This window comes from Nocardia sp. NPDC001965 (assembly GCF_053594175.1).
In genome coordinates, this window is sequence record NZ_JBSFDZ010000005.1 from 302,844 (window position 1) to 320,683 (window position 17,840).

At 69.4% G+C, this 17,840-nt stretch carries 16 protein-coding genes; 9 read left to right on the forward strand and 7 right to left on the reverse strand.

Annotated elements, in window-relative coordinates:
* Positions 1–24 precede the first annotated feature (24 nt).
* The 3 genes from ACWCPQ_RS11620 to ACWCPQ_RS11630 form a co-directional block, all read right to left on the reverse strand.
* On the reverse strand, positions 25–747 hold the full coding sequence (locus tag ACWCPQ_RS11620) for an SDR family NAD(P)-dependent oxidoreductase (RefSeq protein WP_449897322.1): 723 nt from the start codon (positions 745–747) through the stop codon (positions 25–27).
* Between the two features lie 331 nt (positions 748–1,078).
* The gene (locus tag ACWCPQ_RS11625) at positions 1,079–3,247 is read right to left on the reverse strand and encodes an elongation factor G-like protein EF-G2 (RefSeq protein WP_449897324.1); all 2,169 of its coding nucleotides are present in this window, start codon (positions 3,245–3,247) and stop codon (positions 1,079–1,081) included.
* A gap of 155 nt (positions 3,248–3,402) precedes the next feature.
* Positions 3,403–4,518 carry a nuclease-related domain-containing protein gene (locus tag ACWCPQ_RS11630; protein WP_449897326.1) on the reverse strand — a complete coding sequence of 372 codons (1,116 nt, stop codon included), beginning with the start codon at positions 4,516–4,518 and terminating at the stop codon, positions 3,403–3,405.
* A 280-nt stretch (positions 4,519–4,798) separates the two neighbouring features.
* Here ACWCPQ_RS11630 and ACWCPQ_RS11635 point away from each other — a divergent pair, with 280 nt between their 5' ends.
* From ACWCPQ_RS11635 to ACWCPQ_RS11650, 4 genes are all read left to right on the forward strand, one after another.
* Positions 4,799–7,291, forward strand: coding sequence for an acyl-CoA dehydrogenase (locus tag ACWCPQ_RS11635; protein WP_449897328.1), 2,493 nt, complete (start codon positions 4,799–4,801; stop codon positions 7,289–7,291).
* Between the two features lie 163 nt (positions 7,292–7,454).
* Positions 7,455–8,573 carry a molybdopterin-dependent oxidoreductase gene (locus ACWCPQ_RS11640; protein WP_449897329.1) on the forward strand — a complete coding sequence of 373 codons (1,119 nt, stop codon included), beginning with the start codon at positions 7,455–7,457 and terminating at the stop codon, positions 8,571–8,573.
* Complete coding sequence (locus ACWCPQ_RS11645; protein WP_449897331.1) at positions 8,570–8,947, forward strand: hypothetical protein; 378 nt, start codon at positions 8,570–8,572, stop codon at positions 8,945–8,947. Before ACWCPQ_RS11640 ends, ACWCPQ_RS11645 begins: the two co-directional genes overlap by 4 nt.
* Before the next feature lie 59 nt (positions 8,948–9,006).
* Positions 9,007–9,267 (forward strand): hypothetical protein, encoded by a 261-nt coding sequence (locus ACWCPQ_RS11650; RefSeq protein WP_449897332.1) that lies wholly within the window; start codon positions 9,007–9,009, stop codon positions 9,265–9,267.
* On the opposite strand, the gene zapE is transcribed toward ACWCPQ_RS11650, so the two are convergent.
* Complete coding sequence (zapE, locus tag ACWCPQ_RS11655; RefSeq protein ID WP_449897334.1) at positions 9,261–10,340, reverse strand: cell division protein ZapE; 1,080 nt, start codon at positions 10,338–10,340, stop codon at positions 9,261–9,263. The two genes, ACWCPQ_RS11650 and zapE, sit on opposite strands and share 7 nt — an antisense overlap.
* Before the next feature lie 100 nt (positions 10,341–10,440).
* A complete protein-coding gene (locus ACWCPQ_RS11660) occupies positions 10,441–11,907 on the reverse strand; it encodes a flavin-containing monooxygenase (protein ID WP_449897336.1) in 1,467 nt (488 codons plus the stop codon).
* Between the two features lie 244 nt (positions 11,908–12,151).
* Here ACWCPQ_RS11660 and ACWCPQ_RS11665 point away from each other — a divergent pair, with 244 nt between their 5' ends.
* The gene (locus ACWCPQ_RS11665) at positions 12,152–12,640 is read left to right on the forward strand and encodes an FBP domain-containing protein (protein WP_449897338.1); all 489 of its coding nucleotides are present in this window, start codon (positions 12,152–12,154) and stop codon (positions 12,638–12,640) included.
* Between the two features lie 90 nt (positions 12,641–12,730).
* Here the strand turns inward: ACWCPQ_RS11665 and ACWCPQ_RS11670 are convergent, their stop codons facing one another.
* Complete coding sequence (locus ACWCPQ_RS11670) at positions 12,731–13,594, reverse strand: ankyrin repeat domain-containing protein (protein WP_449897339.1); 864 nt, start codon at positions 13,592–13,594, stop codon at positions 12,731–12,733.
* A gap of 151 nt (positions 13,595–13,745) precedes the next feature.
* Between ACWCPQ_RS11670 and ACWCPQ_RS11675 the strand changes: the two genes are divergently transcribed.
* The 3 genes from ACWCPQ_RS11675 to ACWCPQ_RS11685 are packed head-to-tail and all read left to right on the forward strand — an operon-like array spanning position 13,746 to position 15,485.
* Positions 13,746–14,540 carry an aminoglycoside adenylyltransferase domain-containing protein gene (locus tag ACWCPQ_RS11675; RefSeq protein WP_449897341.1) on the forward strand — a complete coding sequence of 265 codons (795 nt, stop codon included), beginning with the start codon at positions 13,746–13,748 and terminating at the stop codon, positions 14,538–14,540.
* A gap of 20 nt (positions 14,541–14,560) precedes the next feature.
* On the forward strand, positions 14,561–14,938 hold the full coding sequence (locus ACWCPQ_RS11680) for an ArsR/SmtB family transcription factor (RefSeq protein WP_449897343.1): 378 nt from the start codon (positions 14,561–14,563) through the stop codon (positions 14,936–14,938).
* A 1-nt stretch (position 14,939) separates the two neighbouring features.
* Complete coding sequence (locus ACWCPQ_RS11685) at positions 14,940–15,485, forward strand: SRPBCC domain-containing protein (protein ID WP_449897345.1); 546 nt, start codon at positions 14,940–14,942, stop codon at positions 15,483–15,485.
* Positions 15,486–15,507: 22 nt separating this feature from the next.
* On the opposite strand, the gene ACWCPQ_RS11690 is transcribed toward ACWCPQ_RS11685, so the two are convergent.
* Entirely contained in the window at positions 15,508–16,503 is a 996-nt protein-coding gene (locus tag ACWCPQ_RS11690) for a zinc-binding dehydrogenase (RefSeq protein ID WP_449897346.1), read from the reverse strand.
* A 184-nt stretch (positions 16,504–16,687) separates the two neighbouring features.
* Between ACWCPQ_RS11690 and ACWCPQ_RS11695 the strand changes: the two genes are divergently transcribed.
* Entirely contained in the window at positions 16,688–17,749 is a 1,062-nt protein-coding gene (locus tag ACWCPQ_RS11695; RefSeq protein ID WP_449897348.1) for an NAD-dependent epimerase/dehydratase family protein, read from the forward strand.
* Positions 17,750–17,840: the final 91 nt, after the last annotated feature.

Consider the following 17,840-nt stretch of genomic DNA (forward strand, 5'->3'; position numbering starts at 1 on the left):
GCTACCGCGTGCGGTTCGGCCGGCTCACCAGGGTACGGCGCCGTGCCGGGAGATGAACCCGGAATCCAGTCGCGCGGCGGTACACGCGGTGACGATGGCATCACTACCCTCGGCCAAAGTCTGGGTTCCGGTGAACCCGTTCAGATCGGTCGCCGTGTATCCGGGGTCCACCGCGGTCACCCGCACATCGGGGAGCGCCTTCTCGTACATGACAGTCACCATGTTCAGCGCGGCTTTGGAGGACGGGTACACCAGATCGACGAATGCGGATGCCAGTCCGGTCCGATCCGTGACGACCCCGAAAGAACCGAGGCCGCTGGAGACCATCACCAGACGCGGTGCCGTGGATTCCCGTAGCAGCGGCAGGAATTCCCGGGTCACCCGGACCGGGCCGAGCACGTTCACACCGTAGACGAGGGCGAGATCCGCCGGAGCGGTATCGAGCGGAGCGGCCCGGTCGGTGCCGATTCCGGCATTGTTGACCAGGACGTCCAGTCCCGTACCGGAGCTGGTCACCGTGTCGTACGCCGCCCGCACCGATTCGTCGTCCGTGACGTCCAACGGCAGCGGGCGCACGTCAGCGCGAGGCTGTCCGGCCCGGATCTCGGCGGCCGCCGCCTCACCCCGGGCGGTATCGCGGGCGCCCAGCCAGACCGTCCAGCCGAGATCCGCGAGCCGACGGGCGGTTTCGTGGCCGAGTCCCTTGTTGGCCCCGGTGATCAGCGCGGTGGTGGCGGATTCCGTCATGACGCGGGACCGTAGGCCGAGCACGAGGCGGTGACATCGGTGATGCGGCAGGTATCGATCCCGTAGGTCCGGTAGGTAGTGCGCCCCGGGCGGTGGCCGTTTCTGCTGGGGGATGTGGGCCGGATGGTGTGGCCGGATCCGCCCCCGCGCGCGGTCCCGTAACCGGCGCTGTCCGGGCAGAATGCTCCCGAGATTCTGGAATCGATTGTCATGCAACCATATTCACCTATCCTCCGCCCAGCCGGGAGGCCCGCCCGGGCGGGGAACCGGCGGTACCACCCACCTGCCGTCCCGGATCGACCCGGAGTCGGTCCGACTCGGGCGGGACGGATCAGGCGCGAGCGCCCGCCGGTCGTTCGCGGATCCTCTCCGCCAGGTGGGCCGGCATCGGATCGTGGCGCAGATACTCGCGCGTGAACTGCGCGACCCCGTGTGCGAGCGACCGCAACTCCGTGGCGTAGTGCACGAGTTCGGATTCCGGCACCTGGGCGCGGATCAGCGTCCGGCCCGGATCGGCCGGTTCGGTGCCCAGTATCCGGGCGCGGCGCACCGAGAGATCGGTCAGGGCGGCACCGAGATGATCGTCGGGAACCCGGACCTCCACCAGCGCAATGGGTTCCAGCAGTGCCATCCGGCTGCCCGCGGCCGCGTCGCGCAGGGCGAGGGCACCGGCTGTCTGGAAGGCCGCATCGGAGGAGTCGACCGAATGGGCCTTGCCGTCGAGCAGGGTGACGCGGATATCCACCAGCGGATTGTCACTGGTCACCCCACGTTCGGCCTGGGACCGCACGCCCTTCTCGACGGAGGTGATGAACTGGCGCGGTACCGCGCCGCCGATCACCTTGTCCACGAATTCGATTCCCGAGCCCTCCGCGAGCGGTTCCACCTCGATCTCACAGACCGCGTACTGGCCGTGCCCGCCGGACTGTTTCACATGGCGCCCGCGGCCACCGGCCTTCTCCGCGAACGTCTCCCGCAGCGGAACGCGGGTCTCCTCCACATCGACCTCGACACCGAACCGGTCGCGCAGCCGTTCCAGCGCGACATCGCGTTGTGCTTCGCCCAGCGACCACAGCACCAGTTGGTGGGTCCGTTCGTTGTTCTCCACCCGGAGCGCGGGATCCTCCGCGACCAGCCGGGCCAGCCCCTGTGGAAGTTTGTCCTCGTCGGTTTTCCCGTGCGCGCGGATGGCGGTGGGCAGCAGGGGTTCCGGTATCGGCCAGGGCTCGATGAGCAACGGCGAACCGGTCCCGGACAGTGTGTCCCCGGTGCGGGCGTGGCCGAGTTTGGTGACATAGGCGATATCACCCGCGACCGCCTCGCTCATCGGTCGCTGTTCCCGGCCGAAGGGCGCGGTCACCCCGCCGATACGTTCGTCGTCATCGTGACCGGCCGCCGCGCCCGGGGTACCGATATGGACGGTGTCGTCGGCGTGCAGCGTGCCGGAGAACACCCGGACCAGCGATACCCGGCCGACATAGGGATCCGACGACGTGCGGACGACCTCGGCGGCCAGATCCGCCGCCGGATCGCAGCGCAGCGTGACCGGGCCGGAACCGTCGCCCAGCCGCCGTGCGGACACCGGATGCTCGGCCGGGGTCGGAAATCCCGCGGTGATCAGGTCGAGCAGCTCGATCGTGCCCAGGCCCTGCCGGCCGTCCCCGGCGGCGGGCGCCGCGAACAGCACCGGATGGAAGCGGCCGCGCGCCACCGCTCGTTCCAGATCCGTCACCAGGGTGGTGAGCTCGATGGATTCGCCATCGAGATAGCGATCCATGAGGGTTTCGTCCTCGCTCTCGGCGATGATTCCTTCGATGAGACGTTCCCGCGCCGGATCGGCGAGTGTCCGATCGGCGGCCGTCTGTTCGATCCGGGTCCGTTCTCCGCCGGAATAGTCGGCGACCCGCTGTTCGAGCAGTTCCACCAGGCCGGTCGCCGTCCGGTGCCCGTCGGCGCCGGCCGGTCCGTAGACCGGCAGATGGAGGGCGAGTACGTTCTCCGTGGATCCGCCGCCGAGCAGCGCCTGGCAGGTCTGCCGCATCTCCTCGAAGTCCGCGCGCGCGGTATCCAGATGGGTCAGCACGATCGCCCGTGGCATCCCCACCGCCGCGCATTCCTCCCACAGCGCTCGGGTCGCGCCGCCGACGCCTTCCACACCGTCGGCGGCCGAGATCACGAACAGTGCCGCGTCCGCGGCGCGCAGTCCGGCCCGCAGTTCGCCGACGAAATCGGCGTACCCGGGTGTGTCGATCAGATTGACCTTCACCTCGCCCCACTGCACTGGTACCACCGACAGTTGCACCGACCGGTGCCGGCGCTGTTCGATCTCGTCGTAGTCCGACAACGAGGTGCCGTCCTCGACCCGGCCGGCCCGGTTCACCGCGCCGGTGGCGAGCGCAAGCGCTTCCACCAGGGTTGTTTTCCCCGACCCACTGCTCCCGACGAGCACCACATTGCGGATGTTCTCCGGTCTCGTCACTCCGTTCGCTCTGACAACCATGACTCACCGTCCTCGGCAATCGGCACGCGGTCATCTACGAGCTTCCCACCGCCGCCGCTCGCGGTCCACGGTCTCGGCGATATCTCGATCAGCCGGCCCGGTAACGATCCGGGCCGGGCCGGCAACGGTGGTACCGCGGCGCCGCGGTTTGCTGGTCAGCAGTTCGGCTGGAACGGAAAACACACCGGAGTGGCCGGTGGGGCCGGCGCGGGCGGCGGCACCGGCAGCTCGGCCGCGGGCGGTGCCGGGGGGATTCCGGTGATCGAACTGATCTGCTGCTGATCGACCGTTTCCCGGGGATCGGGATCGCCACCGCCGCCGCGGGCCAGCAACCACAAACCACCCCCCACGACGGCGATCGCGGCGAAAGCGGCCGCGGTCTGGAGGTGGGTGCGCCGCCGCACGCCGGAATGTCCCGGATCCCCGGCCGGCTCGGATACCGGCGGCGCAGGCGGTGGGGTGGGCTGCGGCGGTGCTGCCGCTGCCTGCGCCGGGGGTTCCTGCGTGATCCGGCCGACCCGCCGGCTCGGCTCGGCCGGCGGTAGGTGCTCCGGCGCAGGTGTCGCGGCCGGTGGTGGCAGCGCGGGCTCCGGGGCCGGCTCCGGGACCGGCAGTACGGCCGGGACCGCGGGCGGTTCCACCGCCGGGAGGCTCGAATCGAGCGGGAAACCCTCCTCGGCCAATTCCGCGATCGTGGTCCGGTCGCCGTATTCGAGCGCTTCGATCACCGCGTAGGCCTGTTCCGCGGTCCAGACCACGGCACTGCGGTGGTGGGCTCGATGGAACCAGGCGCGTAGCGGGTTCTGGGTATTGCACAGCAGTACATCGCAGCCCGGGGGCGGGGCGGATTTCTTCTCCAGCCGCATGGTCGATCCGCGCGGCGGCACCACGACCACGAGACCGGTGACGAATGCGCTGCCGCCCACCTGCCCGGCCGCGGCCTTCAGTTTGAACACCCCGTCGCGGACCTGGTCGTAGGGGGTGGTGTCGTTCTCCCGGACAGTGACCGGATCGCCCTCGATACCCGGTACCCGCCAGCGGCTGTTGGTGGTGCACTGCAGGACACTGCCGGTGGCTTCGGGGTCGACGCCTTTGACTTCGCCGACGACCGTCGTATACGGGGTGATGATGACCAGGTCCACCTCCTGGCCGGAGATGAAGCAGTTGGTGATCGCGACTCCGGGAACCCGGTAGTCTCCTTCCCATTTCCGGAGCCAGCCGACAACCCGTTTCTCCGCGCCCGATCTGAGCTTGTCGGCGATGACGAGCATCCCGATCACCCCTCCCTGTCGCCGGTGATGTGGACACGATATCGGTAGTGGAACGGCCCGGCGCGAAACCCTTTGCCGCAGCGGATCTCCGTCACCCTCGCGCATTCCCCGGCACGCCTTCTACCTGCGGCGTTGCCGCATGCTATTGCGGTAGCGGCATACCGTACGGTATTCGACTCTATGGAGCGCCGACGGTGGCCGCACCGATCCGTCGGCCGCGTACCTGTGCGGCGTCGGTATCGCTGCACCGCAGCCGGATCGAGGTCGCACGGAGGACCAGATGCTGTTCGACACAACCCCTGAACAGGAGTTCTTCCGAACCACCACGGCGAAGTTCCTGAGTACGCGGGCGCCCGTGGAGACGCTGCGCCGCCTGCGCGGCGACGACAACGGTTTCGACCACGAATACTGGCGTCGCGGAGCCGAACTGGGCTGGACCTCGCTGCTGGTAGGTGAGGACAGCGGCGGCGGCACGATCAGTGGCCGGCCCGTCGCCGACCTCACGCTCGTGGCCTACGAATTCGGCCGGCACGCCGCACCGGGGCCACTGGTACCGGCGAATATCGTGGCCGCCGCGTTGTCCGATACCGGTACCCACCCGGAGGTTCTCGCCGGCCTGCTCGCCGGTGCAGTCGTCGCGACCTGGTGTCATACCGAACCCGCTCCGCACCACGACCTCGCCCGGCCCGCGCTCGCCATCCGCGCCGACGGCACCGATCTGGTACTCGACGGAGTGAAACAACCAGTGGAATCGGCTGCCGCGTCGCGATACCTCCTGGTCACCGGGCGCTACGGCGACGGTCTCGCGCAGGTACTGGTCCCCGCGAACGCGCCGGGTGTCTCGATCGCACCGCTACGCTCGGCCGATCTGACCCGGCGGTTCTCGACGGTCACCTTCGCCGGGGTCCGGGTACCGCGCACCGCCCTGGTGGGGGAGCCCGGGACCGCGGACCGGCAGATCGATCGGCAGCTGGGTATCGCGCTGGCGCTGCAGTGCGCCGAAGCGGTGGGCGCGATGCAGACGGGTTTCGATACGACCCTCGACTGGCTCGCGGACCGTTACTCCTTCGGTCGCCCTCTCGCGTCGTATCAGGCGCTGAAACACCGGGTCGCGGATCTGAAATCATGGCTGGAGGCCGCCCACGCGATCGCCGACAGCGCGGCGGCCGCCCTGGACGAGGCCGATCCCGAGTCGGGCACAGTACTCGGCGTCGCGCAGGCGTTCATCGGCCGGTACGGTCCGGAACTGCTTCAGGACTGCGTCCAATTGCACGGTGGGATCGGGCTGACCTTCGAGCACGATCTGCATCTCTTCCTGCGCCGGGCCACCGTCGACCGAACGCTGTACGGCACCCCGGCCGAACACCGCCGCCGTATCGCCGACCGCCTCGTCGAACAAGAGCTCGCGCGCGAGCCGGGCCCGGCGGTGGGGGCCCGGAGCGCTGCCGCGCAGGCCTCGATCGCCGCCGAGCCGGAGGTGGAGTCCGGGCCGTCCGCCGGGCCCACGGGCATATCCGGTGCCCGCGGTCCGACCGGCGTTGTCGAGGACGTGGCGAGCTTCCGCCGGCGGGCCCGCGGGTGGATCCGGGACAACCTCGGGCCCTACCGCGCCGAGGCCGTCTCCGGGCTGCGCAAGGTCGCCCGGGAGGACGAACTGGCGGCCGTCGCCTACGACCGCCGGCTCCAGCGCATCTTCTACGACGCCGGGTTCGCCGGTATCGCTGTCCCGGTCGAATACGGCGGCCGCGGGCTCACTGTCGAACACCAGCGGGCGTTCACGGCCGAACTGGCCGGCTACGAATATCCCTCCAGAACCCAGGTGCCCACGCTGTCGCCGTGCGCGGCGGTACTGCTCGATTTCGGGACCGAGGAGCAGAAGCGACGCCATATCCCGGCCATTCTGCGGGGCGAGGAGATCTGGATGCAGTTCCTCTCCGAACCCAGCGGCGGCTCCGATGTGGCGGGCGCCGTGACGACCGCCGTCCGCGACGGCGACGACTGGATTCTGAACGGCGCCAAGATCTGGACCACCGGCGCATGGTATTCCGATTGGGCGCTGTGCCTGGCCCGGACCGATTGGGACGTGCCGAAGCACCGCGGTCTGACAGTGTTCATGCTGCCGATCCGGCAGCCGGGCATCGAGGTGCACCAGATCGAGATGCTCAACGGTGCCCGGGACTTCTGCCAGGAATTCCTCACCGATGTGCGGGTGCCCGATTCCGATCGGATCGGCGAGGTGAACGGCGGCTGGACGGTCGGGACCCGCTGGATGTACCACGAACGCCTGCTGTCGGAATCGCCGTATGTGACGGTGCCCGAGAAACCCGCCATCTCCGACAGATCTCCGGTCGAGATCGCCTGCCGGGCCGGAACCGTCGACGAGCCGGGTGTTCGCGATCTCGTCGGGGAGGCCCATGTGCTCGAGGTCGTCGGCGCGGAACTCCAGCGCCGGCTCGGCACCGGGATGGCTGCCGGGCATATCTCCGATCAGTCGGCCGCCATCGGCCGCTTGTTCCGCGGCATCGCCGAATCACGACGGGCCACCATAGAATTCGAGATCGCCGCCGCGGCCGGTGCGATCTGGACCGAGGATCTCTGCGATACCGGCGATATTTTCCTGATGCGGCAGGTGAGCTGTATCGGTGGCGGCACCACCGAAATGGCCCGCAATGTGATCAGTGAACGGGTGCTCGGCATGCCCCGCGAAGCACGATCCGACCACGCTGTCCCCTTCCGGGACGTACCACGGGGCGGCAGGCGCGGAACCTCTTGAGGGATACCGCGCGGCGTCATCGTTTCGTCACGGATTTCGCCCGCGTGCACGCTTAGCCTGACAGTGTGCCCGCAGAGCAGAGCCGGACCGCCGATCCCCCTGTCACGCTCGGACATCCGAACGGGATCGGGTCGCCTCTCTGCGTCCCCGTGCGGCGGCTGCGGTGACGGGCGGGCGGGGGCCCGAGGTCGCCGCGCGGGTCGGGCGATGGCTCGGCGCCGCGATCGTGCTCTGCTTCCTCACCGGATTGCTGAGTCATCTGATCCAGCATCCACCCGGCTGGTTCCGGTGGCCGGCGAACCCGGCCTGGCTGTACCGGGTCACCCAGGGGACCCATGTACTGTCCGGTATCGCGGCGATTCCCCTGGTGCTGGTGAAACTGTGGGCGGTGTATCCGCGACTGTTCGCGCGCCCGATCCTCGGCGGGCCGCGGCGAGCTCTGGAACGACTCTCGATCGCGGTACTGGTCGGATCTGTCCTGTTCCAGCTCGCCACCGGACTGTCGAATATCGCGCAGTTCTACTGGTGGGATTTCTATTTCCCGGCCGCGCACTATGCGACTGCCTATCTCGCACTGGGTGCGCTGGCCGTCCATCTCGCCGTGAAACTGCCGGTGATCCGGGACGCGTTACGCGGGCGCCCGGCGGATGCGAATCCGGCGGATCCGACACTGCCCGACCGGGACGCCCGGCTGTCGCGGCGTGCCGCGCTGGCCGGTGCCGGCACGGCGGCCTTCGTCGCCGTCCTCTCGGTCGCCGGACAGTCGGTCGGGTTCCTGCGGCCGCTCGCGGTGCTGGCACCGCGCAGCGGTAACGGGCCGCAGGGCCTGCCGGTGAACCGCACCGCCGCCCGCGCCGGTATCGAGAAGTCGGCCCGGGACCCGGGCTACCGGTTGATCGTGACCGCCGGGGATCGCCACCGTGAATTCACTCGCGCCGATCTGCTCGCCCTGCCGCAGACCACCGCCCGCCTCCCGATCGCCTGTGTCGAGGGGTGGAGCGCCGGTGCCGACTGGACCGGGGTCCGGCTCCGCGATCTGCTGGTGGCGGCGGGCGCGACCGAACTCGGTGCGGTGCGGTTCGAATCGCTGGAGCCGGCGGGTATCTACCGGGTTTCGCGACTACCGCTGCTGCACGTCGCCGACGACCGCACGCTGGTCGCACTGGCGCTCAACGGCGAAACCCTTGATCTCGATCACGGTTATCCGTGCCGCCTCATCGCCCCCGATCGGCCCGGCGTCCTGCAGACGAAGTGGCTGTCCCGGATCGAGGTGATCCGATGAGGACGCTGCGGATCATGCTGCTGCTCGCGGGGCTCGCCCTGGCGGGCTACGGTGTCACCCTGTTCGCCGATCTCGGTCCCGCCACCATCCGCGAGGTCGCGCTGTGGGCTGTCGTCGCGATCCTGCTGCACGATGCGGTGTTCGCTCCGCTGTGCGCCGCTGCCGGATACACGGCGAGCCGGATGGTGCCCGCCACTCGATGGGGTCTGCTCACCTGCGGCGCTGTCTGTACCGTCACCCTGGTGCTGGTGGCGCTCCCGGTGCTGCTGTCCCCGGCCGTCGGCAATCCGAGCCTGCTGGATCGGAACTATCCGATGGCCTGGCCGCGGCGATCGCGATCACCTGGATCGTCCTGCTGTGCGGTCACCCGGTAACCCAGCGGCTGCGGAGCAGGTGGCCTGCGCGGCCCGGGCGGGCACCTTAGGCTCGACCCATGGGACTCGATGTGTACGCGGTCCGGCCCGACCAGAGCCGGGTGACCGACGGCGCGGCCTTCCGCCGGCTACAGGAGCTGCCGCCGGCGGAACGCGGTGAGTTCGGCTGGCTGCGTCCGGCGGAACCGGGGCCCTTCGAGCAGCTGCCGCGCGAGTTCGCGGTCGGTGGCGTCTTCTGGCCGTCCGACGGCGACCCGACGGGATTCCGCGGCCAGGTCTACGACGAATGGGTCTCCGACGAGTTCGGACTGGATTACTGACCACCGGCGTGGACCGCGGCGGTGGTGTCCGGCAGCAGCGAGAGACGGCTGGCGGTGCGCTGGATATCGGGTGGCAGGTGGTCACCGGTGAGGCAGTCGGCCAGCGGTGCTGCGGCGACGAGGTGCAGGCGGCGGTCCCGGTCGCACAGGACGTCCACCAGGTTGGCGAAACGTTGCCCGGCCTCGCGGTCGGTGGTGGACAGCGGCGGCAGGCCCGACAGTGTCCAGTCCCGGAACCGGTCGGCCAGCAGCAGATAGTCGATGGTCGAGTAAGGACCGGCGCAGAGATCGGTGAAATCGAACCAGACGGCGTCCCCGCGCACCGCCCGGGCGATCACCGACCGACTACCGAGAGCGACCGGTTCGCGTTCGGCCGGGACCGGCGGGACCAGACCGGCTTCCGCGAGCTGAGCGGCGGTACCGGGCCAGAGGAAGCCGCCGCGGCCGAACTCCGCCGTGGAACTTTCGGGTCCCCGCCGCTGCCGGTAGTCGTACGGACCGGCGACCTCCACCACGTCCAGCGCGGTCTCCAGCGTCGCGGCCAGCGGTTCGATCAGATGATGGAACAGCGGATTCGGCAGCAGTCCCGCGGGCGGATAGTTCGAGGTGGCGACCAGGGTGATCCGCTGAGCGAAGAGGGAATCCATGACCTTGGCCATGATCGTGGCATCGCCCGGATCGTGCACGTGGAACTCGTCGAAGCACACCAGCCGGTAATCGCCGAGCAGTTCCCGCACGGCTCGGTCGCAGGCACGTTTCTCGCTGCGGTGGGCGGCGTAGCGGGTGTGGAATTCGCGGAAGAACTCGTGGAAATGCACCCGCCGTTTACGGGTGGTGGGCGCGGCGTCGTAGAAGGTGTCGACCAGCCAGCTCTTCCCCCGGCCGACCGGCCCCCATACGTACACCCCGCGCGGGGTGTTGCGCCCGGAAAGGATTCGGCGGCGCGATATCTCGTCGGCGACCCGGGCCAGCCGGGTGGCGGCCGCCCGCTGAGACAGATCGAGATCGAACCCCGCGCTCCGGGCGGCCGCCTCGAAAACCACCGATGTCCGGCCGCCTTGTGTTCCGGCCACTTTCGCCACCTCCTCGGTCCCGGAGGCCAGCCTGGCAGGGCCGGGCCGCCCAGCCCAGAGACCAGGAGCACATGTGAGGATGATCGCGTGGCGGTCGCAGTCAGGCGGCGGGCGTGAGGGTGTAGTCCTGCGGGTCGATCCGGCGGACGCGCCGGCGATACCGGGTCACCGTTCCCGGCCAGTTGTTGGTGATCTTGCCGGTGGCATTGCGATACCAGCTGGAGCAGAAATTCCACGGGGTGCGTTCGAGCCGTTTCTGCAGGGCATCGTTGAAGGCGCGTTCGGTATCGGCGCGCACCTCCAGGACACGACCGGGTTCGCCGGCGAGCAGTTGCACCGCCTGGCGGATGTATCGGGACTGCGATTCGATCATGTAGATGATCGATCCGACGCCCAGATTCGTATTGGGTCCGTAGACCATGAACAGATTCGGGAATTCGGGCACGGCCATTCCGTAGTAGGCGTGCGCGCCCTCGGACCACGCCTCGGCGAGTTGCCGTCCACCCCGGCCGGTGATCCGCATCGGCCAGAGGAACTCGGTGCCCTTGAAACCGGTCCCGTAGATGATCACATCGGCTTCGTGCAGGGTCCCGTCGGCGGTCCGGACCCCCTGTGCGGTGATCTCGGTGATCCCCGATGTGGTCACCTCGACATTGGGCTGGGTGAGTGCCGGATAGTAGTCGCTGGAGAACAGGGTGCGTTTACAAGCGATCGGATAGTCGGGGGTGAGTTTCGCCCGGAGCCCGGGGTCCGCGACGTTCTCGCGCAGGTTGCGCGCGGCGATCCGGGAGACGAGACGACCGATGGCCGGTAGTTCCACCAGCCCCAGTGAGGAGATCTCGGCGATCAGCCACCAGCCCAGCCGCTCCACCAGCAGTATCCCGGGGATCCGGGCGAACAGTTTGTGCTGGATCGGGGAGTAGTCGGTATCGAATTTCGGCAGCACCCAGGCGGCCGTGCGCTGGAAGAGCGTCAGGTGCTCGACCACGGGCTGGATCTGCGGAACGTACTGGATGGCGCTCGCGCCGGTGCCGATACAGGCGACGCGCTTCCCGGTGAGATCGACAGCGTGATCCCACACCGCCGAATGGAACGCCGGACCGGTGAAACTTCCGGCCCCCGGGATGGCGGGGACCCGGGGCCGCGACAACTGCCCGACCGCGGAGATCACCACATCCGCGGTCCGCGGGTCGCCGTCGGCGGTGTGTACCGTCCAGGTACCCGTCGGTTCGTCGAACACCGCTTCGGTGACCTCGACGCCGAATTCGATCCGGTCGAGCAGGCCGTGCCGTTCGGTAACCCCGCGCAGATAGTCGTGGATGGCTGCCCGGCCGGAATAGCGTTGCGGCCAGTCGGGCTTCTGCTCGAAGGAATACGAGTACAGCGGTGAGGGCACATCGCAGGCCGCGCCGGGATAGGTGTTCTCCCGCCACACGCCCCCGAGGTCCTCGGCTTTCTCCAGGATGGTGAAGTGGTCGAATCCATGCCGGCGTAGTTCGATCGCCATGCCGATACCACCGAATCCGGCGCCGATGATCAGGATCGACACCGGGCGTCGCGCGCTCATACACACTCCTGTCGCCACTGTGGTCTCCCTCACTCTAAGGCGGGGGCCGGGCTCGGGATCGGTACTTCCGGTCAAACGTTCGCCCGGCCCCGAATCGGCACACGGTGGTGCCGGGCGAGGGCGCGAAATGCCGGGATGGGTAGCGTCCGGCCCGGGCACACCGGAAAACCGTTTGCCGGGGAACTGCCCGGTCGATAGGTTGTCGCGGTTTGTCCATCCCGATATCCGAAGGAGATACGACCCCATGGAACCGCTGACCGAACGCGAGATCAGAGCGTCGTTCGTGAATTGCTCGAAAGGCGACGCCAAACGGCTGTCGCTACCCGTCGACCTGGCCGACCGGCCCTGGGATGATCTGGACTTCCTGGGCTGGTCCGATCCCGGTGCCCCGGGGCGCGCCTATCTCGTCGTACCCGAGGAACAGGGACCGGCCGGTATCGCGCTGCGCTACGAGAAGTCCGGACCACGGCGATCCCAGATGTGCACGCTCTGTTCGACCACCCACAGCAACGGTGGCGTTCTGCTGATGACCGCACGCAAGGCCGGCGAAGCCGGCCGCCGCGGTAACTCGACCGGGACCTATATCTGTGAAGATCTGGCCTGTTCGCTGTACGCCCGCCGGAAGAAGACGCCCGCGATGGGCCGCGCCTACCGCGACGATTTCGATTCCGAGACCCGCATCCTGCAGATCCGGGAGAACCTGACCGCATTCCTGGCCAGGGTCCGCGGCTGATCGTCGCGGCAGATGACGACTGAAGAGAAAGAGGTAGTGGCCATGCGCCGACACTCGAGACCCGGCCCGGGAAGTTTTCCGGATTCCGCACTACGACAACGGAATCCGGATTCTTCCGCCTCCTCCCCGGCCGGGACGGCCCGTTCGTCGCGGGCCGTGCCGGCCGGGGAGGAGGCGCCCGGGAGCGTCAATCGGGACCCGGTTCGACGGGGCGATACCCGGATACACGTCCGCCGAGCAGATCTCCGATGGCCGCGTGGCCGTCCTGCATCGATATTTCTCCGCCCTGCCCTCGCTCCCGTAACGCAGCGTGATCACCTCGGTGCCGTCACCGGCCGGCTGCCGATGGACCGTGAACTCACGGCCGGGCACACCCCATCGCTGCGCGAGGTATGCGACGGGGTCGGTGGCGGCGAGCTCGGTCGCGACGCTGTGGGCCGTCCGGCCCAGCTCGTCCGGCCGGGCCGGATCGGCGCCGTGGGCCAGCAGCGACCGCACGATGCCGAGGCGGCCACCCTGCGCGGCGATCGTCAGCGGGGTCCCGGGGATCTCGGGGTCCGCGCCGGCCGCCAGGAGCAGCTCGACCGTTTCGCGATGGCCGTTGCGGACCGCCCACAGCAGCGGCGGCGTGCCGGGACCGGTCTGCTCCGGATGCGGCGGTTCGGGGAGATCGGGGTCGGCTCCGGCGCTCAGCAGCGCTTCGACGACGCCGATATGGTTCCAGCACGCCGCCGCGCACAGTGGTAGCCCTTCATCGTCCGCGCCGCCCGGGCGCTGCGGATCGGCGCCGTAGGCGAGCAGCAGGCGCACCACCTCGGTGGATCCGTGCACCGCCGCTCGATACAGGGGTGTGGTTCCGCGGTCGTCCGGCCGGTCGGGGTCCGCCCCGGCCGCCAGCAGGTCCCGGACCCGCGCTGTGTCCACGCGGGTGACGGCCGATACCAGATCTGTCACCTGTCCATTAGAGCCACGGCGTCAATCGGATATCCGGCGGCCGCCGGGGATCGCGTCGATCCGCCGGTGCCGGGGCTAGCCTGTGCGGCATGACCGATCACACCGGCGACCGGCGCGGGTTCCCGGGTAGCCGATACTCGGTCGGTGACCTGTGACAGGCGAAGACCCGGCGGTGTCCGCGCCCGGGATCCCGGACGCGGTGCGGCCCTACCTGGGGGAACTGGTCGGGCGGACCCGATCCGTGTACGGAGACCGGCTGCTCAGTGTGTTCGCGGTGGGCTCGCTGGCCCTCGGTGACTACCGGCCCGGCCGCAGCGATATCGACGTCACCGTGATCGTCGCACCGGACGCACCGGGGAACGCCCCGCATGACCTCGCCGCGACACTGGCGCATCCGGTATTCCCGTGCCCCGCCGCCGGGCTGGAACTGGTGGTCTACGACGCGGATTTCGCCGCGTCGGCGGGAGCGGAGCCGGGGTATCTGCTGAATCTGAACACCGGCCCGCTGCTCCCCGCGGTCGCTGATTTCGAACCGTCCGCGGCGCCGGCGTTCTGGTATGTGATCGATCGTGCGGTGGGCTGCCAGAGTGGGCTGCCACTGTTCGGGCGGCCGGTACGCGATGTCCTGGCCGCGCCGCGCCGGTCCGATCTGCTCGACGCGGTCGCGGCATCGGTCGAGGAGCACAGCGCTGGGGCCGGGCATCTGGCGGACAACCGGGTGCTCAACGGCTGTCGTGCGGTGCTGTTCTGCCGGACCGGCCGGTGGGTGGCCAAACGGCAGGCCGGACAGGTGATCGCGGCCGGCGAGCGACGATTCGGGCCGCTCGTGGCGGCGGCGCTGGGCAGTTACGAGCGGCCGCGACCGGAGGCCCGGGCGCTGCCCGATACAAAGGTGGCGGAATTCTCGGCCTGGGTGCGCCGGACTGTTCGGCACACCGCCCGCTGAAAACTACCACCCTTTATGCCTTGACAGGAATATTCCTCTACGGAAATATGATCGGCGTGGTACGTGATGTGTTCGAAGTACTGGCCGACCCCACCCGGCGCCGTATCCTCGACCTGCTGCGCGACGGTGAGCACACCGTCGGCGATCTGGTGACCGCGCTCGGCGCGGCGCAGCCGAATGTGTCGAAACATCTGCGCATGCTCGACGCGGCCGCGCTGGTCCGGGTCCGGGTGGACGGGCCGCGCCGGCACTACGGTCTGGTGCCCGGCCGGCTGCGTGAGCTGGACCTATGGCTCGCCCCGTTCCGGGAGATCTGGGCCGACCGGCTCGACGAGTTCGAGCGCTATCTGGACACGGTGCCCGACGAAGAACGACCCCCGACAACCTCCGAGGAGTGATATGACGGACACGACCCAGCGGCTCGGTGAGATCCTGCGCGACGGCGACCGAGTGGGTACCCGCTACGAACGCGAGCTGGCACACCCGCCGGAGAAGGTATGGCGAGCACTCACCGAATCCGAGCACCTGCGGCACTGGTTTCCCGCGGACATCCTCGGCGAGCGGCGGGCCGGAGCCGCGGTTCGTTTCCGATTCTGGCCGGAGGCCGTCGAGCGCGCCGATACCGAACTGGCCGAGGCGGGTGTCGATACCGAGGATCCCGAGCTCCCGGGCCGGATCCTGACCTGGGAGCCGCCGCGCCTCTTCGAATTCCTCTGGGACGACGAGCATCTGCTGTTCGAGATCGTTCCCGAGGGCACCGGATCCCGGCTCCTGTGCACCGTCTGGTTCGGCACACCCGGCCCGCACGGGATCTCGGGTACCGCCGCTGGATACCACGCATGCCTGGATGCGCTCGGGGCGTCGCTCGATACCGGCTCGGGCGGTGTACCCGAGCCGGAATCGATCCTCGCGCTCGAGGGCCGGTACGCCGAGATCATCGGCTGACCGCCCCGCGCCGCAACGGATATCAGACCAGCAGCAGGGTCCGCCCGAGCGCGGTGCGGGCCTCGATGGCGGCATGCGCCGCGGCGGCGTCGGCCAGCGGGAAGGTCTGTCCGACGACCACCTCGAGTTCGCGGTCGGCGAGCAGTTCGAGTATCCGGGTGGCGTAGCGGGCCCGGCTGTCGTTGCCGATGCCGAGGTCGTACAGGCCCAGGACCTCCACGCCGCGTCCGCGTGCGTCGTCGGCGGCCGCACCGGCGAATTCGCCGGCCGCCGCGCCGTATCCGATGAAGAGCCCGCCCGGTGTGGTGATCCGCAGGGCGGCGTCGCCGGGGGCGCCGCCGGCGCCGTCGAAGACCACATCGGGTCCTTTGTCTCCGGTGGCGGCCAGAACCTGTGCGGTCCAATCGGGTTCGGAATAGTCCACGGCGACCCGCGCGCCCAGGCGCCGGGTCAGGGCCAGTTTGGCCTCGCCCCGGGCGGCCGCGATCACCGAGGCTCCCGCCTGCCGGGCCAATTGGGTGAGCAGCGTACCGAGCCCGCCCGCGGCCGCGGTGATCAGCACCTGCTGCCCGGGCCGGATCTCGGCGCGTTCGAATGCGGCCATGGCGGTGTGGCCGTCGTGGACCACCGCGGTCGCCTGTTCGACGGTGACCCCGTCCGGTATCCGGTTCAGCTGACCGGCGTCGGCCAGGGCCTGTTCGGCGTAGCCGCCGATGGGCAGACCGCCGCCGACGCCGCTGGCGACGGTCCGCGCGGTGACCCGGGTGCCCAGCAGGGCCGGATCGACACCCGGTCCCACGGCTTCGATCGTCCCGCCGATCGCACCGCCTGCCACGTACGGCGGCTGCACGGCGAAGAAGTCGGTGCCCCATCCCGAGCGCAGCCGGGTGTCGAGGAACATCACATCCGCCGCGGCGACCCGCACCAGCACTTGACCGGCTTCGGGTTCCGGGGCCGGTACTTCCCCTATCGCGAGCACATCCGGTCCGCCGAATTCCTTGACCTGTACAGCCTGCACGACAACTCTCCTCCGGTTCGTTACGCGTGGAACTCGACCAGTCTGAAACCTCTATATAGGTTCAGGTCAAGCGCGGGCGGCGAGCGGCTGGGTCATCGGGTGCTTCCGGCACTCCGGATGACGAAATCGTGACATCGGCTTCCGGCTACCCGATACGGCGGCGTCCGCGGGGCAGGATCGGGGTATGCGAGTACTGCTGACCGGCGCGGCCGGATTCATCGGTTCCCATATCCACGCCGCGCTGCGGACCGGCGGTCACGAGGTGGTCGCCGTCGACCTGATGCTCCCGGCCGCACACGGTCCGGGCGCGGAACCACCGGAAGGCGTGCATCAGGTGGATATCCGCACGGCCGACGGACTCGACCCACTGCTACGCGGGGTCGATGTGGTGTGCCACCAGGCGGCCGTGGTGGGTGCCGGGGTCGATACCCAGGACGCTCCGGCCTATGCCGGGCACAACGATTACGGCACCGCGGTACTGCTGGCGGCGATGGAGCGGGCCGGCTGCGCCCGGCTGGTCCTGGCGTCGTCGATGGTGGTGTACGGCGAAGGGCTCTACCGGGGACCGGACGGAATCGCCGAGGTGGCAGGCCGAAATCCCGCGGACCTGGCCGCCGGCCGCTACGAGCACCGTCGGGACGGAGCGGACCTCACCTGGGTGCCGGTACCCGAGGGCACGCCGTCCCGGCCACGCAGTCTGTACGCGGCGAGCAAGGTGGCACAGGAGAACTACGCGACCGCCTGGTCCGCCGCGACCGGTGGTGCGGTCACCGCACTGCGGTATCACAATGTCTACGGACCCGGAATGCCCAGGGATACACCGTATTCCGGGGTCGCCGCGATCTTCCGGTCGGCGCTCGCGGCCGGCCGGGCACCACAGGTATTCGAGGACGGCTGCCAGACAAGAGATTTCGTGCACGTCGCCGATATCGCGGCGGCCAACGTCACCGCGATCGAGGCCGCGCTCCCCGGGTTCGTGCCGTTGAACATCTGCTCGGGGCATCCGGTGACCATCGGTGCGGTCGCCCGGACTCTCGCCGCCGCCCATGGTGGCCCGGACCCGGTGATCACCGGTGCGGCGCGCTCCGGGGATGTGCGGCATATCGTGGCCGATCCCGCCCGGGCGCGAGAGGTTCTCGGGTTCACCGCGCGGATCACCCCCGCGGACGGACTGGTGGAATTCGCATCCGCTCCGCTGCGCCCGGCACCGGCGGACGCGATCGCGGCGGCCGCGCCCGGCCGCTAGAGAGTGTCCTCAAAGTCTGGGCGGTTGAGGTGCCGGTTTGATTTGATGTGTGGTCGTGGTGGCACGTAGGCATGAATTGACCGAGGACCAG